This window comes from Saccharothrix sp. ALI-22-I (genome assembly GCF_001984175.1).
GTDB lineage: Bacteria > Actinomycetota > Actinomycetes > Mycobacteriales > Pseudonocardiaceae > Actinosynnema.
The window spans coordinates 89623-112687 of record NZ_MTQP01000058.1 but is presented as its reverse complement, the minus strand read 5'-3'; the positions used below and the strand labels follow the sequence as shown (position 1 = coordinate 112687).

Genomic DNA, 23065 nt, shown 5'->3' with positions numbered 1-23065 from the left:
ACCTCGCAACCTCGTCCTACCCCGACTCACTGCCCACCCACCGAGAGCGACTGTTCGACGTCGGCAAGCACCGCCTCCTCGATCACGCCGGCGATCGCCGCGATGGTCGGCGTGTCGAACAACACGCGCGGCGAAATCCGTACGCCGAAAGCCTCCTTGACCCGCGACACCACACCGATGCTGGAAATGGAGTCGCCGCCGAGTCGGAAGAAGTCGTCGTGCACGCCGACCCGGTCCACACCGAAAAGGCGCTGCCAGATCTCGGCGAGCACGCGTTCGGTCGACGTCCTCGGTGCGACGTACTCCGCACCGGTTTCCGCCCGCGCCGCCGGCGCGGGCAGCGCCTTGCGGTTCAACTTGCCGTTGGTGGTCAACGGCAGCGCGTCGAGCACCACGAAGGCAGCGGGCACCAGATGTCCCGGCAGCCGCTCGGCGAGGTACTGGCGCAGCTTGACCTCGTCGAAACCGTCCACAGCGGAGCCGGCGCCGAGCACGAGGTACGCGACCATGCGCTTGGCTCCCGGCCGGTCCTCGCGCACCGTGACCGCGGCCTCCGCGATCTCGGGCCAGCGGACCAGCACCGACTCGATCTCACCGGGCTCCACGCGGAACCCGCGGATCTTCATCTGGTCGTCCGCCCTGCCGAGCATCTCCAGCATGCCATCCCGGCGCCAGCGAACGAGGTCCCCGGTGCGGTACAGCCGGCTTCCCGGTGCCCCGAACGGGTCGGCCACGAAACGCTCCGCGGTGAGCCCCGGGCGGTTCAGGTAATAGCCGGCCAGACCGTCGCCGGCGACGTACCACTCGCCGGCCACTCCTGGCGGGACCGGCCGCAGATCGGCGTCGAGGACGTAGAACCGGGTGTTCGCCAGCGGTCGGCCCACCGGGATCAGCGGCCTGTTCTCGTCGGCGGGCGGGCGGACGAACGCGGCCGCGAACACCATGCTCTCGACCGGGCCGCAGCAGTGCGCCAGTCGCAGGTCGGGGTAGCGGGTGCGGGCCATCCGGATGTGCTCCGGCGAGGCCGCCTCGCCACCGGTGGCGATCTGCCGGACGACGTCGAACACCTCGGGGAAATCGTCCACCAGTACGTTGAACAGGCTCGCCGACAGCCACAGTGCGGTGACCCGGTGCTCCAGTACGTGGGACACGATCGTGTCCACCGCCGGAGCCTGACCGCTGACCAGCACGGAGACGCCGCCGTGCAGCAGCGCGCCCCACAGTTCGAGCGAGATCGCGTCCCAGGACACCGGCGAGTACTGCAGGAAGGTCTGGTCCGGGCCCCATTCCAGGAACGTGGTGCCGAAGAACGTGCGCACCGTGCTGCGGTGCGGGTGCACGACGCCCTTCGGCGCCCCGGTGGTGCCGGAGGTGAACATGACGCACGCGGCGCTGTCGATGCCGACCTCGACCGGAGGCGGTGTGTGCGGACGCCGCCCGATCCGCACGGCCTCGGTGTCCAGGCAGACCGCCGTGGGTGCCCGTTCCGGCAGCCGGCCGCGCAGCGCGTCGTAGGTGATGACGACCGGACTGGCCAGTTCGCCGAGCACCACGCCGATGCGCTCGTCCGGGAAGGCGGGGTCGATCAACGCGTAGGCGCCGCCCGCCTTCATCACGGCGAGCATGCCGACGACCATGTCCACGCCGCGCGGCAGCAACAGCGCCACCAGCGACTCCGGTCGCACGCCCGCGTCGCACAGGTGGTGGGCGAGCTGGTTGGCGCGCCGCTCCAGCTCCGCGTAGCTGACCGTGGTGTCCTCGTGGACGAGCGCGGTGGACTCCGGTGTCCGTTCGGCCTGTGCGGTGACCAGTTCGTGCACGCACGCGAGCGGGTAGTCGACCGCCGTGTCGATCCACTCGCCGAGCACGGCGTCTTCCTCGGCCCGGGTCAGCATCGGCAGGTCGCCGAGTGTGCCGCCGGTGCCGGCGGCGATGCCGCGCAGCAGGTTCGCCAGGTGTGCGAGCAGCACCTCGATGGTGTCGGAGTGGAACAGGGCCGGGTCGTAGCTCAGCACGAAGCTCAGTTCCGAGCCGGGGTACACGATGAGGTTGAGCGCGTAGTTGGTCGGCTCGTGCGCCTGGAAGTCACCGATGCGCAGGCCGTGCCGGGCCACGCTTCCGGTGTCCACGGGGTAGTTCTCGAACACCACGAGGCTGTCGAAGAGGTTCTCCTGCTCGATCTCGGCGCAGCCGCGGATCATCGCCAGTGACGAGTGTTCGAACCGCAGGGTGTCCACCTGCGCTCGTTGCAGGTCGGCCAGCCATCCGGCCGTGTCCCGCCGGGTGTCGACCACGGCGCGGACCGGGATGGTGTTGATCAGCAGTCCGACCATCGACTCCACACCGGGCAGATCGGCCTGCCTGCCCGAGACGGTAGCGCCGAAACACACGTCGGACTGACCGGCGTGCCTGGACAGCAACAGCGCCCAGGCGCCCTGCACGACGGTGTTCAGCGTGATCCGGTGAACGCGTGCGTACTCCGCCAGCCGTGCGGAATCCTCTGTGGACAGACCGGCCGCGTGTCGCCGCGCGGCGTTCGTGCGGTGACCGGGACCGGGCATGACGTCGTAGGGCAGCCGGGTCGGCTCGGTCAGTCCGTGGAGGGCCTCGGTCCAGAACCGGACTGCCTCGTCCTCGTCCTGTGCTGCCAGCCAGGCCACGTGGTCCCGGTAGGGCCTGCGCGCGGGGAGCACCGCGGGTGCTCCGCCGGCGAGCTCCGCGTAGTTGGCGAACACCTCGTCGAAGACCTGCTGGATGCTCCACCCGTCGATGACCAGGTGGTGCACGGTCTGCACGACCCGGACCGAGTCCTCGGACAGCCGGATCAGGGTGATCCGGACCAGCGGCGCCTCGCTCAGCTCGTCCGGCGTGATGCGGTCGGCGGCGAGATGGCCGGCCAGCGCGGTGGCCCGCTGATCCTCGGTCATGGCGCTGTGGTCCACGATCGTCAGCGGCAGCTCGACGTGCTCCCGGACCACCTGCAGCGGTCGGGGCACTCCCTCCCACACCGCGGCGGTGCGCAACACGTCGAACCTCGCCACGGTCCGCCGCCAGGCTTCCGCGAGCGACTCGATGTCGGTGACGCCGTCCAGCACGAAAGTGAGCTGGGCGTTGTACACGTCGGAGTCCGGCTCGGCCAGGCTGTGGAACAGCATGCCGCTCTGCATCGGGGTCAGCGGGTAGATGTCGGCCACCCCCCGCCCGTCGCCGACCAACCGGTCCAGCTCGGACTGGTCGAGCCCGGCCAGCGGGAAGTCCGACGGCGTGCGGCCACCGGCGTCCGGGCGCCGGCAGTGGTCGATGATCGAGCGCAGCCCGGCCAGCGTGGCCTCGGCCAACCCGCGCACGGTCCGCTCGTGGTGCATCCGCCGCGAGTAGGTGACGGCCAGCTCCAGTTGCCCGTCACGCACCATGCCGGTCACGTCGAGCAGGTGCATGCGCCGCTGGTCCGGGTGCTGGTCCAAGCCCATCCTCGGCGCGGCGCCGTCGAAGAGCTCACCGGTGGGCGCCGTCTCGTCCCAGTGCCCGAGGTAGTTGACGCTGATCTCCGGCCTTGTTTCGGGCACGCGGCCCAGCCGCCGCAACGCGCCGTGCGCCAGGCCGTCTCCGGGCACCGCGCGGAGCTGCTCCTTCACCGACTTGAGCAGTTCGCCCCAGCCCACTCGGGGCAGATCGAGCGCGACCGGGTACAGCGTGGTGAACCACCCGACGGTCCTGGCGATGTCGGCGTCCCCGGACCACTCCCCCGGGTTCCGGCCGTGTCCCTCCAGGCGCACGGTCAGCCGTGGCCGCCCCGTCCAGCCGGCCACCGCGGCACCGATCGCGGTCAGGAGCACGTCGTTGACCCGGGTGTGGTAGGTCGAGGGCACCACGCGCAGCAGCGCGTCCGTCTCGGTCCGGCTCAGCCGCACCTCGACGGTGTCCGCCGTGCCGACCGTGTTCGCCGAGTCCGGCGCGGCCAGGTCCCGTGGGAGCGGTTCGCCGCCGGCGTCGTCACCGTCCACCCGGGACCAGTACGCGATCTCGGCGTCGAAGTCGCCGTGCCGCGCGGCGGCCGCGAGCCTGTTCGCCCAGCTCCGGTAGGTGCTCCCGTGCGGGCCGAGCTCGACCGGCTCACCCCGGCGGGCCTGGGCGTAGCCGGTGGCCAGGTCGTCCAGGACGACCTGCCAGGACACCGCGTCCACCACCAGGTGGTGCGCGACCAGGAGCAGCTCGTCGCCGGAGCGCACCGCACGCAGCAACGGCGGCTTGGCCAGGTCGAACCCCTCGAACGGGTCCGTGCCCTCCGCCACGAGCGGATCCAGCTCCCCGTCGACCACCTGCTGTGTGCCGTGCTCACGGTCGAAGCCCGACCGCAGCGCCTCGTGCCGCGTCACGACGGCTCGCAGCGCCTGCTCCAGGGCGGCCTGGTCGACCCCGTCGGCGAGTCCCACCCGAACCCACTGGCTGAACCGTTCCGGGTGTGCCTCGTGCGTGGCCAGGAACCAGTCCTGCACCGGGAGCAACTCGGCCGGCCCGTCGATCTCCACCTCCGCGGCGGGTACCACGTCGGTCCGCACCACCGCTGCCAGCTCCGCGACGCTCTGCGCGGCGAAAACGTCCTTGGTGCTGATCACCATGCCGCGTCGGCGCGCCCTGGCGACGACCCGGAGGCTGAGGATGGAGTCGCCGCCGAGTTCGAAGAAGTTGTCGCGGACGCCGACCCGGTCCAGTCCGAGCACCTCCGCCCAGACCTCGGCCAGCGCCGCCTCGACCGGGTTGCGCGCCGCCGTGTCCTCGGCTTCCTCCGCCACGGGTGGTTTCGGCAGCGCCTTGACGTCGACTTTTCCGTTGGGGGACAACGGCAGTCCGGGCAACTGCACGAACGAGTCCGGCACCAGGTAGTCCGGCAACCGGTCCGCGAGGAACCGGCGCAGCGCGCCGACGTCGAACCCGTCGGGTCGCTCCGGCACGACGTAGCCGACCAGCCGCTTGGCCCCCGCCACGTCCTCGCGCACCACGGCCACGGCGGCCCGCACCCCCGGGTGCACGCGCAGCGCGGCGGCCACCTCCTCCGGCTCGATCCGGTAGCCACGCAGCTTCACCTGGTCATCGGCCCGGCCGCAGAACTCCAACAGACCATCGGCGTTCCACCGGGCTCGGTCCCCGGTGCGGTACAGCCTGCCGCCGGGCGGCCCGCACGGGTCGGCGACGAACCGCTCGGCCGTCAGTCCGGGACGTCCGAGGTAGCCCCAGGCCAGTCCGTCGCCGCCGACGTAGAGCTCGCCGATCACACCGGTCGGCACCGGCTTCAGCGTGGCGTCCAGCACGTAGGCGCGGGTGTTCGCGACCGGGCGGCCGATCGGCAGTTGCGTGCTCGTCTCGGCCACGTCCGCGCTGCCGACCTCGTGCGTCGTCGACACGATCATGCCCTCGACGGGACCGTATCCGTTGACCAGGCGCAGGTCCGGGTTCGCCCGCAGCACGGCGCGCACGTCCGCGATGGCGCTCGTGTCCCCACCGACGATCACCTGGTCGGCAGTGCGCAGCGCCGCGGAGCGCAGCTCGGCGAGCACGCCGAACAGCCCGGCCGGCAGGCACAGCGTGTCGATCTCGTGCTCGGCGACCAGCGCCGCGATCGTGTCCGCGTCCACGGTCCGCTCCGGGTAGAGCACCGCGGTCCCGCCGTGCAGCAGCGCGGACCACAGCTCCAGCGGCATCCCGTCCCAGGACATCGGCATCGCCTGCAGTACCGTCCGCCCCGGACCGAGGTCCAAGAAGTCCGTGCCGCACACCGCCCTGACGATCCCGCGGTGCGTGCCGAGCACGCCCTTCGGCTGACCGGTGGAGCCGGAGGTGTACAGCACGCAGGCGAGGCTCAGTCCGTGCACCCGCACCAGGGGCGCGTGGTCCGGACGACCGGCCAGCTCACGCGCCTCGGCCTCCAGGTCGACCACGGTCACCTCGCCGCCGGGGAGTCCCGCCGTGGCCGTGGTCGCGAGCACCAGCTCCGCACCGGCCTCGGCGATCAGCCGGCGGATTCGCTCGGCGGGCAGTCCCGGTTCCAGCGGCAGGTAGGCGGCACCGGCCTTCAGCACGCCGAGCATCCCGGCCACCAGGGGGATTCCGCGTTCCAGGCACAACCCCACGAAGGAGCCGGGGCGCACTCCCCTGGCCAGCAACTCGTGGGCGATCTGGTTCGACCGCCGGTCGAGTTCGGCGTAGTCGCACACCGCGACGCCGTGCCGCAACGCGATCGCGTCCGGTTTGGCGGCGGCGATCTCGGCGAACAGCTCGTGCAACGGGCGATCCGACGGGTAGGCCACCGCCGTGTCGTTCCAGCGCCGCACCACCAGGTCGTGCTGCTCGCCCGACAGGCTGGACATCCGGAGCATCGGTTGTGCCGCCGAGGTGGCGACGGCGTTCAGCAGCTCCGCGAAGTTCGCGCCCAACCGGACGATGGTGTCGCGGTCGAACAGGTCCGTGCTGTACCCGATCGAGACCCGCAGTTCCTCGTCCCGCTCGGCGAACTCGAAGGTCAGGTCGGTGATGCAGGTCAGCTGCGGCAGCTCCGCCTTCTCCAGCCGCAGGCCGGCCACCTCCGCACCGCGGAACAACGCGTCCTGCATCATCACGATGGCTTGGAACAACGGGGTGCGCGCGGAGTCGCGGTCCGGCCGGACGATGTCGATCAGCCGTTCGAGGGGGACGTCCTGGTTGGCGAACGCGTCCGCGAGGTTCTCCCGGACGCGGCCGACGAAGGACGCGAACGACGCCGACTCGTCAACCTCGGACCGCAGCACGACCGTGTTGATGAAGTACCCCAGCAACCGGTCGAGCTCCGGGTGGTTGCGCCCCGTGGTCACCGTGCCGACCGCGACGTCCCGCTGACCGGAGTAGCGGCTCAGGATCAGGTTCGTCGCGGCCAGCAGCACGGTGAACAGCGTGGCGTCCGACTTCTCGGCGACCCGGCGCAACTGCGCCGTCGTCTCGGCGGAGACGGTGACGTGGCACAGGTCGCCGCGGGCGGTGCGGGTCCTCGGTCGAGGGTGGTCCGTCGGCAGGTCCAGCACCGTGAGGCCGTCGAGTTGCCCTCGCCAGTAGTCCAACCGGCCGACCAGCGCCTCCTCCGTCCATTCGCGACGCTGCCAGTCGGCGAAGTCGGCGTACTGCAATTCGTTGGGGGGCAGGGATACCGGCTCACCGCGCACGGCCGCGCCGTACAGCTCGCAGAGCTCCTCCAGCAGGATCCGCATCGACGCGCCGTCGGTGATGATGTGGTGCTGGGTGAGCACCAGAACGTGCTCGTCCCGCGCGAGGCGGACCAGCAGCACGCGCATCAGGGGACCCACCCGGAGGTCGAACGGGCGCGTCAGCTCCTCGCGCACGACCCGGTCATAGGCGTCGTCCCGCTCCGGGGTCGCGAGGCCGGCGATGTCGACCAGCCGCGGGTCGATCGGCCCTGCCTGGTGGATGATCTGCACGCCGTGACCGTCTATCGAGTCGAACGTGGTGCGCAGCACCTCGTGCCGGTCCACCACACCGCGCAACGCCGTGCCGAGCGCGGCCAGGTCCAGCGAACCGGTCATCCGCACCGCGCCGGAGACGTTGTACTCGAAGCTGTCCGGGTCGAACTCCTGCAGGAACCAGTGTCGTTGCTGGACGAAGGACATCGGCAGCGTCCCGGCCCGGTCGGCGACGGCGATCCGGGACGTGCGACGCTCGCCGCGCAGTTCGTCGACCACGGCGGCGAACGCGCGCACGCTCTGCACCTCGAACAACGTCTTCGGCGAGAGGTCGACGTCGAACTCCTCCATCGTCCTGGACAGTGCCCGGATGCCCCGGATCGAGTCGCCGCCGAGCGCGAAGAACCGCTCGGTCGCCCCTACCTGGGGCAGCCCGAGCACGTCCGCCCAGATCTCGGTGATCCGCCGTTCGGTTGCGGTGCGCGGGCGGTCCACTCCGGACAGTTCACGTCGCTCGCGGAGGTCCGGCGCGGGCAGCGCCGCCCGGTCCACTTTGCCGTGCGCCGTCACCGGGAAGGCGTCCATGCCGACGAACACCGACGGGATCAGGTAGTCGGGCACGCTCTCGGCGAGTCGCGCCCGCAGCGCGGCCGTGTCCGCCGCGCCGGCCGGCAGGACGTAACCGACCAGCCGCGGCTGCCCCGCGTCGTCCACGTCGGTGCGCGCCGCGGCCTGGCGCACCCCGGGGCAGCGGGCCAGCGCCGCCTCGACGTCGCCGAGCTCGATCCGGAACCCGCGGATCTTGACCTGGTCGTCGACCCGTCCGACGAACTCCAGGTCGCCGTCCGCACGGCGCCGAGCCCGGTCGCCGGTGCGGTACATCCTGCTGCCCGGCGCACCGTAAGGGTTGGCGACGAACCGCTCCGCGGTGTGCGCCACCCGGTTGTGGTAGCCGCGGCTCAGGCAGGAGCCTGACAAGTAGAGTTCGCCGACCTCGCCGTCAGGCACCGGTCGCAGTCGGTCGTCCAGCAGCACGACCCCGACGCCGCGCAGCGGCGTGCCGATCGGCGGCGTGCCGGTCGGGCGCAACGCCGAGCTGACCGTGGCGCAGACCGTCGCCTCTGTCGGCCCGTAGGCGTTGAGCAGCAGCCGGTCCGCCGCCCATTCCCGGACCAGGCCGGCAGGAGGTGCCTCTCCGGCGAGGATGATGGACAGATCCGCGGGAACGGTGGCCGGGGACATCACGGCCAGCGCCGCCGGCGGGATGTTCGCGTGGGTGACCCGCTGTTCGGTGAGCAGCTCGGCCAGCGGCTCGCCAGGCGAGAGCTTTTCCGGTGGTGCGGTGACCAGGGTGCCGCCGGTCAGCAGCGGTGCGAGGATCTCCCAGACCGCCGCGTCGAAGCCGACCGAGGCGAATTGGAGCATCCGGCTGTTCTCGTCCAGCCCGAACCGCTCCCGGATGGTGTCGAACCCGGGAATCCCGGTGTGCGTGACGACAACGCCCTTCGGCCGCCCGGTCGAACCGGAGGTGTAGATCAGGTAGGCGGGCTGGCGCGGGTCCACCTTCGCGAGTCGGTCCGCGTCGGTCGGCGGGGTCGCCGGATACCCGCTCCGCACGGGGTCGACCAGTACCGGCGCACCGTTCTCGACCAGGGCGGCGGTCGCCGCGGTGCACAGGTGCAGGCCGGCGTCGGCGTCGGCGAGGATGTGCCGGACACGTTCCGGCGGATAGCCGATGTCCACCGGCAGGTAGGCGGCGCCCGTCTTCAGCACGCCGAGCACGGCGATGACGAACTCCGGGCCGGGCGGTAGGAGCAGTGCGACGATCCGTTCCGGCCCGGCGCCGCGCCCGATCAGGAGGTGGGCGAGTCGATTAGCCTCGGCGTCGAGTTCCGCATAGCTCCAAGTGGTCTGTTCGTGCACCAGCGACAGGCGGTCGGGGTGGCGGCGCACCTGTGCCTCGAAGAGTTCGGCGATGGTCTCCCCGGTCACCGGGTTGTCCAGAGACATTGACGACCTCCACGAATCACACAGGACGGTTTATGCACGTCAGACCCATTTTCCGCCGAACTTGACGACAGACGATTTGAACACTACTGACGCAGGTGCCGCGGCTCTACATCATTAAGCCAGCCACAAATAAGACATGCCGTTCGCGTCCTGTTCCCCGCTCGTTCAAATTTCGTCCGACGCGCTGACTTGCGTTTTTCGGGAATGGCTTAATCCGGTGGATTTGCGCTCCGGCGTTCGGCAAGGTTGAGGACCATCTGGACAGCACGCGGGAGGTATTGGGTGTCCAACCAGGCCGAACGAGTCGGGATCGAGTTCCGGTCCGCCTTCTACGAGATCACCGCGGCATGAGCACGCGACGGAGTCCGAATCGGCTCGAACTCACCGGAGCCGAACGCGCCGAGGTCGCCGCGCTCGTGGACGAGGTCGGCACGGCCACGCACGGACAGCACTGGGATCCGCTGGCCCTGGCCGGCTCGGCGACCACCCACGCCCAGCGCCTGCCGTTGCGGTTGCGGCAGTTCCTTTGCGACGTGCGCGAAAACGAAGCCGACATCGCGATGGTGTCCAACCTGCCGATCGATCCCGGCCTGGCGCCCACTCCGGCCGGTTGGGACGTCGCCGCCAAGACCGGAGCGGGACGCCGGGAGGAGCTGACCCTGCTGCTGGTCGGTGCCGGGCTGGCGGAACCGTTCGGCTGGGCCAACCAGCAGGACGGTCGGGTGGTGCACGACGTCTGCCCCGTTCCCGGTCAGGAGGCGGCGCTGACCAGTGCCAGCAGCGAGATCGAACTGTCGCTGCACACCGAGGACGTCTATCACCCGTGCCGTGGTGACTACGTCTCCCTGTTCTGCCTGCGCAATCCCGATGAGGTGGGCACGACCGTGGTCCGAGTGGCCGACCTGGAGGTTCCGCAGGAACTGCGGGAGGCCCTACGACGGACGGAGTACCGGTTCTACGCCGACGACTCCCACGCGGTCGGCTTCACGACCGGCGTGGGGCCGGACAACCACCTCGACGGCAGGCCTTACGAGCGCGGCTCGGTGCTGTTCGGCCCACACGAACGGCCGTATCTGCGCTTCGACATCGACTTCATGTCCGCCGAGGCGGGAAGCGAACCGACGGACGCGATCCACCGGACGCAACGGATGTTCGGCGACGTGGTCGACCGGGTCGCGCTGGCGCCGGGTGACGCGATCTTCGTGGACAACTACCAGGTGGTGCACGGCCGGGAGCCGTTCACCCCGCGCTACGACGGCCACGACCGGTGGCTGAAGCGACTGAACCTGATCCGGGACGTCCGGCGCATCTACGCCAGTAGCGACCGGCGCAACCGGATCATCCTGTGAACCGCGCGATGACCAAGGGGGAACGCTGCGGTGACTGAGACGCCCACGACAGCCGGTCCGGCCACGGACAAGGTTCCGCTGTCCCGGAACCGGAACTTCAACCTGCTCTGGCTCGCGCAGAGCGCATCCGAGCTGACCAACCAGGTCTTCGTCATCGTCTACCCCTTGCTCACGCTCTGGGTGCTCGGTTCGCCCGCGCTGGCCGGGGTGGTCGGTTCCGTGCTGGTCGGCGCCCAACTGCTGGCCGGGCTGCCCGCCGGAGTACTCGCCGACCGGGCGAACCGCAAGAACATCCTGCTCGGGTGTGCCGTGCTGCGGACGCTCGGCTACGCCAGCGTGGCGGTGGCAATCCACTTCGACGCGCTGACCCTGTCGCACCTGTTGATCGCCGCGGCCGTCGAGGGCGCGGCACTGGCCGCGACGTGGCCCGCCGAAGCGGCCTCGTTGCCGCAGGTGGTGACCGACGACCAGTTGCCGACCGCGCTGGCGTTGAACAACGTGCGGGTGTCGGTCGGCCAGTTGCTCGGCAACACCTTCGGCGGTGTCCTGCTGGGACTGGCCCTTGTCTTGCCGTTCCTGCTGAACAGCGCACTCGGCCTGCTGTCGGTCCTGTTGTTGCTGTTCCTGCGAATCCCACGCCGGCCGACCGCGGACCGACCGGCCGAACCCGACGAGGACGGGCCGCCGCCGGCACCGGCGCACTTCTGGCAGGACCTGACCAGCGGCCTGCGCTGGATGGTCCGCCAGCCGTTCATCATGGTGACCTCGTTGTGCGCGGTCGTGCTGAACCTCGTGTTCGCCGCGGTGCTGATCACCATCATCATCCGTGCCGGGCAGCAGGGCGTCAGCTCGGCGATGATCGGCATCATGGTCGCGATGCTCGGCGTCGGCGGCCTGCTCGGCGCGTTGGCCGCCGCGCCACTGCACAGGCTGCTCACCCCCTACCTCTCCATCACCGGCGTCGTGTGGGTGGTGACGCTGATCATGCCGCTGCTGGCGGTGTTCACCTCGCCGCTCGCCTCCGGCTTGCTGCTGGCCGCCGGCGCGTTCGTCGCACCACTGGCCAACACGACGATCATGACCCACCAGCTGCTGCTCACACCGGACGAGATGCGCGGCAAGCTCAGTGGTGCGATGGGCACGCTGGACGGCACGTCGGGCGCGATCGGGCCCGCCCTCGGCGGCATCCTCGTCGAGTTCGGCGGCTCCCGCTTCGCCCTGCTCGTCTGTGCCGGGCTCTGCTTCATCCCGGCGCTGATCGCCGCACTCAGCCCTACACTGCGCCATTTCCGCGGCACGGAGGACGCCGCGGCGGCGGAGCCGAAAGCCGAGGAGGGATCAGCCAGGTGACCACGCACGCGCCGACCGGGATCGATCTGGCCGACTCCACCACGTTCGTCGAGCACGACCTGACCGCGTTCTGGCGCGGGTTGCGGGACGAGAAGCCGGTGTACTGGAACGCGGAATCCGAACAGCGGCCAGGTTTCTGGGTGCTGTCGCGGCACCGGGACGTCGTCGGGGTTTACCGGGACGCGGAGAACTTCTCCTCGGCGCACGGCAACGTGCTGGACACGTTGCTCAACGGCGGTGACTCCGCCTCCGGCAAGATGCTCGCGATCTCGGACGGGTCCGGGCACCGTGAGCTGCGCCGGACGCTGCTCAGGTCGTTCGCACCGAGGGCGTTGCAGGTGGTCGAGGCGAACATGCGGGCCGCGACCGACAAGGTGGTCGCCGAGGCCGTCCGGCAAGGCACGTGCGACTTCGCCGCCGACGTGGCCGCGCACATCCCGTTGGCCACCATCTGCGACATGCTCGGCGTGCCCGACGCGCAGCGTGCGGAGGTGCAGCGGACGGCCAAGTCGGCGCTGGCCGCCGAGGAGCCCGGCCAGGACGCGATGCGCAGCTGGTTGGCCAAGAACGAGATCCTGATGTACTTCGCGAAGCTGGCCAAGACCCGCGCCGGCGACCCGGGCACCGATGTCGTGAGCATGCTGGCGACCTGTGAGGTGAACGGGCGCCCGCTGTCCGAGGACGAGATCATCCTGAACTGCTACGGCCTGGTGCTCGGCGGTGAGGAGACCACCAGGCTGACCATGATCGGCGCGGTGGCCGCCTTCCTCGCCCACCCCGACCAGTGGCGACGGCTGCGCACGGGCGAGGTCGAACTCGCCACCGCCGTCGACGAGATCCTTCGCTGGACCACGGTGACCCGGCACGTCGGCAGGCGGGCCACCGCGGACGTGCGACTGCACGACACCCTGATCCGCGCCGGCGACATCGTGACCCTGTGGCACGCGTCCGCGAATTTCGACGAACGCGAGTTCACCGACCCGATGTCGTTCGATCTGTCCCGGAAACCGAACAATCACGTGGTGTTCGGGCACGGCCCGCACTTCTGCATCGGCGCCTACCTCGGCAGGGCCGAGATTTCCGCGTTGCTGAGCGCGTTGTGCGCACACGTCCAGGACTTCGAGGCGACGGCACCGCCGGAAAACCTCTATTCCACGGTTTTCTCCGGTTACGCCAGTCTGCCGGTCCGGCTCGTCCCGGCGGCCTGACAACGCGTCGCCGCGCCCGGCCCCGGGGCGAATTCGCGTCGGTCGACCGGGTCACCGCTGCGAAAGGCGCGTTCCGGCAAGGCCGAGTGGTCAGGGCGGTGCGGGTCATATCAGGCGTCACGCGGTTGTGCCGGGTGATGGGCATCGCCCGGTCCGGCTTCCACCACTGGCGTGCCACTGCGGGCGGCCCGGCCGCCCGGGCCGCCCGCGGCACCGCCGACGGCCGCCCGGTGGCCCCTCATCAGCACGGTCCATCGGGGCTCGGCCGGCGCCTACGGCGTCCCCGGGATCACTGCGGAGCTGCGCGAGGCCGGACACCCGGTCGAGCACAAGCGCGTCGCGCGGATCATCCGCCGGCCGGGGCTTCACAGGCTGCGTCGCCGACGCACCACCACCGGTGCCCCCTCAAGTGCCAAGGCACTTGAGGGGGCACCGGTCGTTCGGAGACTTTCACGCACGAGTCACCAACAGGATGCGGTGCATCGGTGTTTCCAGGATCCGCTCCCGGCGCAACCCGTACCGGACGAACCAGTCGTCGTAGTCCTTGAGCGTGTAGGCGTCCCCGCCGCCCGTGGCCAGCATCGACGCGGCGAACAGCAGGGCGAACCGGTCCTGCGCCGACTTCGCGGTGCGCTCGTCGTCGACGACGTGGTCGACGATGCACAACATGCCGTCCTCGGCCAGCGCCTCGGCGGCCAGTCGCACCAACGTCTCGGCGGACTCCGGGGTCTGCAGGTGGAAGATGTTCGCCAGCAGGATGAGGTCGACGTCCTGACCCCAGGAGTCCTGCCAGAAGTCGCACACCGTGGCCTCGAACCGCGCTGCCACACCGAGTTCGGCCGCCTGGGAGGTGGCCAGTGGCGCGATTCGTGCCACGTCCAGCCCGACGGCGGTCCACTGTGGGAACTCGCGCAGCAACAACTGGCCGTACAGACCGGTGCCACAGCCGACGTCGACCATCCGCACCGCGCGGTCGCACGGCCACGCCAGGTCGCGCAGCCCTTGCCGGAGCACCTGGACGACCGGCGGCGCCCAGAAGTTGATCCCGCTCACCAGCGACTCGTACTCGTCCACCGAGATCTGGTTGAGCTGGTCGCTTCCGCTGCCATCCCTGCTGCCCCGGCGCACCGCACCGGCGAAGTCCTGCCACGCCCGCCAGGCCAGCCTGCGGTCGTAGGCGATCTTGCCGACAAGGCTGAACATGCCGCCGGGCAGCAGGCATTCCCGCATCGCCGCAGGCAGTCGGTACGACGGCGGCGCACTGGCCTCGGTCGTCCGCTCCACGATGTCATAGGCGTACAACGCGTCCATGAGCACCCTGGTGGCCCGCGGCTCGGTGTCCAGCCGCTCGGCGAGTCGCTCGGCCGTGGCCGGTCCCGCGGACAGTTCGACGAACACGCCGAGATCGTGCGCGGCCTCGATGACACCGGGCGCCCAGATCGCGATCAGGTGCTCGTAGACCCGGTGTGCGGCGGTGACCACGTCGTGCTGGAGCCCATGGCCGGGCAGCAGCGCCGTGTCGACCAACGGCTTGATGATCGTGCTCGGTTCGGCATTCAACATGGGCTCGACGACAGTCATCATGGTCCTTCTCGGTCTCGGGATCGTCAGTCCAACGCCTGTGCGAGGTCGGACCAGAGGTCTTCCGGGTGCTCCAGGCCCACCGCGACCCGCACCGTGCCCTGGTCGATTCCGGCCGCACGCAACGCGTCCGGGTCCATCCCGCTGTGCGAGATGCTCGCCGGGTGCAGCACGGTGGTGCCGACACCGCCGAGTGACGGCGCCAGCGAGGCCAGCCGGATACGTGAGGTGAACGAGCGCGCGGCTTCCATCCCGCCGTGCAGGTCGAAGGCGACCACACCGCCGTAACCGTCGAGCAGTGCACGCGCAGTGGCGTGGCTGGGATGGTCGGGCAACCCGGGCCAGTAGACCCTGGCCACCTTGGGGTGCTCCGTCAGGCGGGTGGCGACCACCTCGGCGTTCGCGCAGTGCTGGCGCATCCGGACCGGCAGCGTCTGCAGGCCGCGAATGGAGAGCCACGCGGCGAAGGGGTCGGCGCACGCGCCCAGCTCCGTGCCACGCCGCCACAGCGTGCTCGCCAGTTCCTGGTCCTTGACGACGATGATGCCGCCGACCACGTCGGAATGGCCGCCGATGTACTTGGTGGTCGAGTGCACCACGACATCCGCACCGTGCCGCAGCGGATGGCAGAGCACCGGTGAGGCGAAGGTGTTGTCCACCACCGTGATCAGTCCGGCGCGCTGTGCCGCGGACGTGAACGCCGGAAGGTCGCAGACCTGGCCCAACGGGTTCGCGATCGTTTCGAGGTAGAGCATCCTGGTGGTCGGGCGACACGCCGCGGCCACCTCGGCAGGGTCCTCGGCATCGAGGTAGGTGACCTCGATGCCCCAGCGTTCGCACAGATCGGCGAGCAGCGTGAAGACGCCGCCGTACAGTCCGCGTTGCGCGAGCACGTGGTCCCCGGTGCGCAGCAGGGACAGCAGCACGGTGCTGACCGCGCCCATCCCGGAGGCGGTGGCCATCGCCGAACTGCCGCCTTCCAGGTCCGCCACGGCATCCTCGAAGGCTTTCGTCGTGGGGTTGCCGAATCGGCTGTAGGTGAACGCCCCGTCCGGCTTGGACCAGGCATCGGCGAACGTCGGCAGGTCCTCGAAGGTGAACAGCGAGGTCTGGTAGAGCGGCACCGCGGCGGGCACACTGCCCTCGGGCACGCTGGCCCGGATGTGCACGGCCCGCGTCTGCACCCGGTCGTGTCGCTGGGAATCGCTCACCTGTACCTCCATTCGAAACGCGGTCATCGGCCGGAGATCAGTTCCGGCACGGCCGGACCGTTCGGGTCCTGCCTGGTCAACACCGTCCGCTTGTGCGGATCGCCCTCCAGGATCAGGTCCACCATGGCCCCGCCGGTGAGTTCGCCGGAACGCGGTCGCAGCGTGCTGGTGTACAGCGTGCGGAGCTGATCGGTGCGCAGCCCCGAGATCGCCCGCAGGCTTTCCTCGACATCGGGGTCGCGCTGTCCGTTCAGGACGGCCACGATCCTCTCCTGCTGGGCCGCCAGCGCGGGGTGCTCGACACGCAGGTAGTCCGCCAAGCCGAGCCCGCGCTCGGCGAACGGCGAGTACACCATCGCGACCAGTTGTTCCTCGGTGATCCCGAAGGTGTCCAGCGCGTATGCGTTCATCGCCTGCCGCATCCGCTCCGGCGCGTCCGGACCGGCGTAGCGATCCCGCATCACCTGGATCAGGTACTCGGGGATCTGCTTGCCGCGCATGAGGTTGATCGCGAACTCCACGTACTCGGCGAGGCCATCCGCGTAGCGCTGCCCGTACAGCCGTTCGCAGCGCAGCGCCCGCAGGTGGGCCATCAGGGCCGGATTGGCGCAGTCGGACTCCGTGAAGTTGAACGCCGTGTCGTCGAAGACGAAGCGGAGGTAGCCGGTGAGCAGTTCCCAGTGGTCGCCCGAGGCGTAGGCGGTGTCGGTGTAGATCGTGAAAAAGCTCAGCCGTCGCGGCACGCGGGCCTCGACCCTGCGCTCCGCGATCTCCGTTTTCGCGCCGGTGCCGTGGATGTCGGCGAAGTAGGCCGCAGCGATGTCGTCGATCACCGACAGCACACTGCCGAAGCTCACCGACCCGGACTCGCCGCGTTCCGGCAGCCGGACGCCGAGGCGGCGCGCCAGCCGGCAGATCCACAGGAAGTAGGACCTCTGCTCCTGCGGTGAGTCCCCGGTGACGATCATGTCAACGCCGCCGTCGTAGGCGGCGGCGAGACCGAACGCCGCTGCCACGCTGAAGTTGCAGGCGTTGCAGAACGTCGGACGGCCGTCGGCGAATGTGCGGTGCCCCGTCATCAGGATGTCGGTGCGGTTGCGCTCGACGACTTCCGGGCTTTGCGGCCGATCCACGTGGAACGGATTCACCTCGTTGCCGTCCACGAGCAGCAGTTCGCAGTCCGGATCGTCGTAGAGCCGCAGCGCCTGGTACGACCGATCGACGTTGGCCATCACCGCGTACGGCATCCCCGCGTGCCGCATGGTCACCACCCGCATGGTGAACGTGTCACCGTACTCGCGGGCGATCAGCAACTGGACGGCCCGGACGAACGCGAGCATGTACGCGCTGTCCTTGCCGCCACCGTAGGCGACCATCACGGTCCGCTCCCGCACCTGCCGCTCGGCGCCGAGGTCGGCGAGCATTCGTTCGGCGCACTCCCGCACGCCGCGGAGATCCGCCTCGGAGAGCACCTCGGTCAGCTCGTCGTAGGTCTGCTTGCGCAACAGCGCTGTGGACTCGACATCAGTGTTCATGGCGCCTCCGCCAGGCCGTCGTGATATGCCGATGCGTCCCATGCGGGTGCGTGTGGCGCACCGCTGGGGTCCCAGACGTCCTCGCTGGACAACGGTTCTGGCGAGTACTTGCCCAGCGCGGCGATGAGCAGCTGGAGTTCGGCGGACAGTGCCCGCACGAAGTTCCGCACGCCGTCGTCGTGCGCCGCCGCGGCGAGGAGCGCCGCCCGACCGATACCGACCGCCCGGGCGCCGAGTGCGAGCGCCTTGACCGTCCGGCTGCCCTCCCAGAACCGGCCGCTCACCAACAAGCACCCGGACCGCGCCGCGGGCTCGCCGATCCGGCGCAGGCACTCGGCCAGCGGCAGCCCCACGTGTTCCAGGAAGCACTTCGGCGCCCACCCCGTGCCGCCCTCGGCACCATCGACGGTGACCGCGTCCGCGCCCGCGGTGACCGCGATGTCGAAGGCCGCCAGGACGTCCCGCGCCGGCGGCAGCTTCACCCACGTCCGCGCGCGTGGGTAGTTGTTGCGCATCAGGCGGATCTGCTGCCGGAGCACCTCCTCGGTGAAGGTGCCGGGACTGCTGTGCCGCAATCGGCGGCCGTCCGCGCCGGCCTCGTCGATCGTGTACCGGCCCTGGAGCGCCGCCGCACTCGCGGAGTCCAGCAGCGTCATCCCGCCGAGACCGGGCTTGGCTCCCTGGCCCACCTTCAACTCGAAGGCCAACCGGCCGGAATCCAGCAGCGCGCGGGCCTCCGGGTCGGAGTACACCAGGTTCCACACCTCGGCGTCGGCGTCCTCGGTGCTCTGCTGCACCACCACTCCGCCGAGTCCGTCCGGCACCGCGTCCAGGTACGCGTGCACGCGGCGCAGCATCGACCGGCCGGCGCGATCCACGCTTCGGTAACCGTTGACCGGTACCACGTTCTCGCCGATCACCACAGGGATGCCGCAAGCCGCGGCCTGCCCGCTCACCGCGACGCCGAGGTCGCGGCCCGCCACCTCGGTCGACCCGAACGCCGAGACGTACACCGGCAGGCTGCTGGCGAAGCCGCCGATGTCGGTGCGGAGGTCGACGTCGTGGTGCACCGGTTCCCGGCCGAGTTCGATCAGCTTCTCCAACCGGCGCGGCACGAAGACCGGCGGCACCAACCGCATCGCGTCGAGGGCGTCGGCCGCGACCGGCACCGTGCCGCCGAACACCGAGACGCCGTAGCGCGCGGCGTCGGGGTAGATCGCGGCGACGCCGTGCCGCGCGCGCTCGGCGACCTCCTCGCGGGGGAAACCGGGAGCGTCAAGAGGGGTGTTCACGCCGAGAACACCCCCGGTACCTTCGGGAACGCGCTCGCCTGCCAGACCTCGTCGACGCCGGTGAGGTACCGGGTCAACCGTTCGACGCCGATGCCGAACCCCGCGCTGGCCGGGATGCCCGCGCGCACCATGTCCAGGTACCAGTCGTATTTCGCCGGGTTCTCCCCAGTCTCCCGCAACCGGGTCATGATGCGCCGGTAGTCCCATTCCCGTTCGCTGCCGCTGGCGATCTCGCCGTAGCCTTCCGGCACGATCAGGTCGAAGTTGCGCAGCACTCCCGGTTCGGTCTCGCTTTCCCGGTCGTAGAAGCCCCGCGAACCCTTCGGGTAGTCGGTGATGAAGAACGGGCGGACGGCCTGCTCGGAGACCGACGCCTCCGCGTGCCAGTCGATCTCGGCATCGGGACTTTGCTCGTAGCCGCCCGCGCGCACCTGCGCCACCACATCGGCGTGGCGGCGGCGGTCGAAACCACCGTTGACGACCTCCTTGAGCGCGGCCACGTCTCTGCTCAACAACTCCAGCTCAGCGGCGCGATCGTCGACGACCGCGCGCACCACGTGTTTCAGCAGTCCCTCGGCGAGGTCCATGACCTCGTCCCGGGACGCGTGCGCGATCTCCACGTCCAACTGGTGGAACTCGGCGAGGTGGCGCCGCGTCGACGCGGTCTCCAGCGGTTCGAGTCGGACGTTCGGCGCCACGTTGACAATCCGGTCGAAACCGAGCAACGCCGCCTGCTTGTACAGGATGCCGCTGGTCATCAGCTTGTACGTGCGGCCGTAGTAGTCGATGTCCACCTGCTTGGCGCCCCGTGCACCCGGGTCGGTGACGGGACCTATGATCGGCGGCAGCAGTTCCATGCAACCCTGCTCGCCCACCAGGTACTCGCGCGCGGCGGCCAGCAGTCGCTGCTGCACGCGTAGTACGGCACGCGTGCGCGGCGAGCTCAAGTGCTCCGCAGGCGTCGGCAGAACGTGGCCGCCCCCGTTGCTTTCCGGCTGCGTCATTCGACCTGTCCCCTTTCCGCCGCGGGCAGTGTTCCCAACTGAGCCGCTTCCTCGTCGCAGCGCCGCGCCACATAGGACAGTGCTGCGAGCAGTTCCGCCGAGCCGAGCTCGGTCGTGGCCCACCCGGAACGGGGGGGCTTGATCGGCATCGCGCCCACCCTGGACCAGACCAGCCGGCCGTCCTCGGTCAGCTTGGTCCGCGCCCGGCCCGCGTTGTCCGGGTGCAGGCAGTACGGCACGTCGAGGTAGCCGCGGTCGAACGCCATCCGCAGTGCCACGCCGATGTCCGCGTGCAGCTCGCGCACCGCGTGCACGAGGTCGGACGCCTGCCGGTAGATCTCGCTCTCCGGAGGTGTGCCGATGATGTCCGAACGCTCCGTTCCGGTCGCGACGTTCGCCGCGTACTCCAGCGCCTGCACGTTCTCCGCGATCGTGGGGATGCGGTGCGCCTCGGCCGCGGTCTTCACGATGAGCCTGGCCGCGCCACCGCGGACGGCGAGTTCGGCGGCCTCACCGAGCAGCCGCAGCGCGCCGCGCTCGGTGTTCGGGTAGACGCCCATGTAGGTGTAGACCACGACGTGCCAGTCGATGTCCGTGAACAGTTCACCGGCCAGCCGGTGCATGGCCAGGAGCGCCTCCTGGTCCTGGCCGGCATGAGTCTGCTGGGCGTAGCTCAGCGAGATGCTGCGCAGCCCGTGCTGGTGGAAGAACATCCCTTCCAGCACGCTCAGCGCCACGAGCAGGCTCGGCGGGCAGAGCTGGCCGAGCATGCAACCGCCGAACGTCTCCAGGTGCGGCTCGACCCCGACACCCCGGAACTCGCTGAGCATCTCCGCGCTGCGGGCCCAGTTGAGGACCGACTCGCGCAGGGGCGTCCTGCTGTAGGGGAGGCAGTAGGACACCGGCCCGCCCTCGGTGGCGTCGATACCGGCGCGCATCAGAGTCGCCACGATGTCCTTCGGCGCCGGCGAGCCGTGCCGGATCTGCACGGGGAAGCCCTCCTCGCAGATTCCCCGCAGCATCTCCCTGGTCCGCTCAGGTCCGTAAGTGACGATCGGGTAGCCGTTCAGGTCGACGCCATCGCGCAGGGCGCTGCGCACGGCCGCGAGGTCACCGGTCCTGGTGAAGCTGTCCAGCGTGATCGTGCCGACCGTCGTCGCCCGCGCCAGCTTGGTGGCCAGCAGTCCGGCACGCATCTGCTTCGGGTCGCACATGCCCATCCGCGGCTGCACCACCAGCTCTCCGGCCGCGCGCGCCATCGAGATGAAGTTCGCGAAGGCGCCGTAGCGCACGCTCGGGGCACTCGGCGGTGGCGCGGCGACGGGCGCCGATCCCGGCTCAGTCACGGTGACGGTGCACCTCATGCCGCACCCGCGGGCAACTGCCGCACGAACGACTCGAAGCTGCGCAACCCGCCGCCGTCGGAGAAAACCGCATCGAATCCGGCGAGCAGCAAGCGGTCAGTGTGGTCTTGGTTTTCCGTGCCATGAATTCCCAGTTTCCCGCCGATGACCACCGGTATGCCGCGGAGGTCCCGGTGACTGCGCAGCGTCGAGATCAAGCGCATACCGTCGGCGTATCCGTGACCGTTCACACTGCTGACCACGACCAGATCGGGCCGCGATTCGAGGCACCGCGCGATCATTTCATCGACTGGCGCACACGGCCCGAGATTGTCCACAATGTGCCCCATTTCTTCGAGCATCAGTTGCAGGTAGACGAGGTTCCAGCTGTGCGAGTCGGACGCCACAGTCGTCACCAGGACGCGAAGCACCCTCGTCGAATTCGTGGAGTTCACCGGCCTGGCACCGCCCACTTCCACTCGACCGTTATCCCTCACGACCAGCTTGCCGAGTGGGTCGGCGGCCGCGCAATGACATTTCGCTCTGCCGAAATGCGACCGTTCTCACGGTCACCGTCCGAACAGCCGCTCCATTCTCGTCAAGGCTTCGCGCGTCGCGGCCGGGTCCCTGGCGAAGGTGACCCGGATCCACTCCTCGCCGTCGGCACGGTCGGCGAAGAAAGCCGAGCCGGGCGCCACCAGCACACCGGCCTCCCGCACCAGGCGGTGAGCCAGTCGGGTCGAGCCGGCGGCGAGTCCACCGATGTGCGCCAGTGCGAACCAGCCGCCCTCCGGGAGGCTGACCTCGAACCCCAACCCGGTGAGGCGTGCGGCCATCTCGTCGCGCATCGACCGCAGCGATTCCCTGTCGGCCAGGTGCCGCTGCGACAACACGGCGGCACCGCGCTGCAGCGGATGACTCGCCCCTACTGTGGTGCGCTCGTGGACCCGCCGCAGCCCCTCGGTCAGGCCGGGTTCGGCGAGGCAGTAGCCGATCCGCCAACCGGTCATCCGGAAGCTCTTGGACAGGCTGCCGACCACAATCGTGCGCGCGCGGTGTGCCGGATCAGCCGCCGGCGAGCTGTGAAGTCCTTTGTAGACGAAGTGCTCGTAGACCTCGTCGGTGATGAGGACCAGGTCGTGCTCTGCGCACAGCCGAAGCAGACCGGTCAGTTCGGCGTCGTCGAAGACCCTGCCGGTCGGGTTGTGCGGGGTGTTGAGCAGTACGGCCCTGCTGCGCGGGGTGAGCGCGGCCCGCACGGCATCCAGGTCCAACCGCCAGTCCGGACCGGTGAGCCGCACCGGTTTCGGGATGGCGCCGGCGATCGTCACCATCCCCGGGTACAGCTCGAAGAACGGCTCGATCACCAGCACCTCGTCACCGGGGTCGGTGACGGTCAGCAGCGCCACCATGATCGCCTCGGTCGCACCACAGGTGATGGTGACCTCGGCTTCCGGGTCCAGGGCCCAGTTCCTCGCCGGGCCGGCCAACCGGGCCACCGCCGCCCGCAACTCCGGCAACCCGGCGGGTGGGCCGTACTGGTGCAGTCCGGCTGCCAGCGCGGCGGTAGCCGCGCTGACGGCGTCCTCCGGCGGCGGCTCCTCCGGGATACCCAGCGCGATGTCGATCGCGCCCGCCTCGCCGGCCATGCGCATCAACGACCCCAGCTCCATCGCCCGGATGCTCGACGCGCGGCGCGATAGTGCCGGTGAGCCGGTGCCTACCACCGTGTCCAAC

12 protein-coding genes and 1 pseudogene are annotated in these 23065 nt (G+C 70.0%); 4 read left to right on the top strand and 9 right to left on the bottom strand.

The genetic code is table 11. From position 1 onward, the window contains the following. Window positions 1–26: 26 nt before the first annotated feature. A complete protein-coding gene (locus ALI22I_RS17700; RefSeq protein ID WP_077006611.1) occupies window positions 27–9455 on the bottom strand; it encodes a non-ribosomal peptide synthetase in 9429 nt (3142 codons plus the stop codon). A gap of 347 nt (window positions 9456–9802) precedes the next feature. Between ALI22I_RS17700 and ALI22I_RS17695 the strand changes: the two genes are divergently transcribed. The 4 genes and pseudogenes from ALI22I_RS17695 to ALI22I_RS55600 all read left to right on the top strand — a co-directional run. Next, window positions 9803–10804 carry a TauD/TfdA family dioxygenase gene (locus ALI22I_RS17695; protein WP_077006610.1) on the top strand — a complete coding sequence of 334 codons (1002 nt, stop codon included), beginning with the start codon at window positions 9803–9805 and terminating at the stop codon, window positions 10802–10804. A 30-nt stretch (window positions 10805–10834) separates the two neighbouring features. Then, complete coding sequence (locus ALI22I_RS17690) at window positions 10835–12154, top strand: MFS transporter (protein ID WP_077006609.1); 1320 nt, start codon at window positions 10835–10837, stop codon at window positions 12152–12154. Then, complete coding sequence (locus ALI22I_RS17685) at window positions 12151–13362, top strand: cytochrome P450 (RefSeq protein ID WP_077006608.1); 1212 nt, start codon at window positions 12151–12153, stop codon at window positions 13360–13362. The genes ALI22I_RS17690 and ALI22I_RS17685 overlap by 4 nt, the downstream gene beginning before the upstream one ends. A 171-nt stretch (window positions 13363–13533) precedes the next feature. Further along, a pseudogene (locus ALI22I_RS55600) lies at window positions 13534–13737 on the top strand (IS3 family transposase); the annotation flags it as partial. A gap of 75 nt (window positions 13738–13812) precedes the next feature. Here the strand turns inward: ALI22I_RS55600 and ALI22I_RS17675 are convergent. The 8 genes from ALI22I_RS17675 to ALI22I_RS17640 form a co-directional block, all read right to left on the bottom strand. Next, on the bottom strand, window positions 13813–14925 hold the full coding sequence (locus ALI22I_RS17675; protein ID WP_143532267.1) for a class I SAM-dependent methyltransferase: 1113 nt from the start codon (window positions 14923–14925) through the stop codon (window positions 13813–13815). A 44-nt stretch (window positions 14926–14969) separates the two neighbouring features. After that, window positions 14970–16154 (bottom strand): trans-sulfuration enzyme family protein, encoded by a 1185-nt coding sequence (locus ALI22I_RS17670; protein WP_238598421.1) that lies wholly within the window; start codon window positions 16152–16154, stop codon window positions 14970–14972. Between the two features lie 23 nt (window positions 16155–16177). Beyond that, the gene (locus ALI22I_RS17665) at window positions 16178–17689 is read right to left on the bottom strand and encodes a hypothetical protein (protein WP_202971003.1); all 1512 of its coding nucleotides are present in this window, start codon (window positions 17687–17689) and stop codon (window positions 16178–16180) included. Continuing rightward, a complete protein-coding gene (locus ALI22I_RS17660; RefSeq protein ID WP_077006607.1) occupies window positions 17686–18981 on the bottom strand; it encodes a glutamate synthase-related protein in 1296 nt (431 codons plus the stop codon). The genes ALI22I_RS17665 and ALI22I_RS17660 overlap by 4 nt, the downstream gene beginning before the upstream one ends. Next, window positions 18978–19985, bottom strand: a complete 1008-nt coding sequence (locus ALI22I_RS17655) for an asparagine synthetase A (protein WP_077006606.1) — start codon at window positions 19983–19985, stop codon at window positions 18978–18980. The genes ALI22I_RS17660 and ALI22I_RS17655 overlap by 4 nt, the downstream gene beginning before the upstream one ends. Beyond that, a complete protein-coding gene (locus tag ALI22I_RS17650) occupies window positions 19982–21277 on the bottom strand; it encodes a methylaspartate mutase (RefSeq protein ID WP_274522979.1) in 1296 nt (431 codons plus the stop codon). The genes ALI22I_RS17655 and ALI22I_RS17650 overlap by 4 nt, the downstream gene beginning before the upstream one ends. A gap of 68 nt (window positions 21278–21345) precedes the next feature. After that, window positions 21346–21744, bottom strand: a complete 399-nt coding sequence (locus ALI22I_RS17645; protein WP_238598419.1) for a cobalamin B12-binding domain-containing protein — start codon at window positions 21742–21744, stop codon at window positions 21346–21348. A 153-nt stretch (window positions 21745–21897) separates the two neighbouring features. Further along, window positions 21898–23055, bottom strand: a complete 1158-nt coding sequence (locus tag ALI22I_RS17640) for a pyridoxal phosphate-dependent aminotransferase (protein WP_238598430.1) — start codon at window positions 23053–23055, stop codon at window positions 21898–21900. Window positions 23056–23065: the final 10 nt, after the last annotated feature.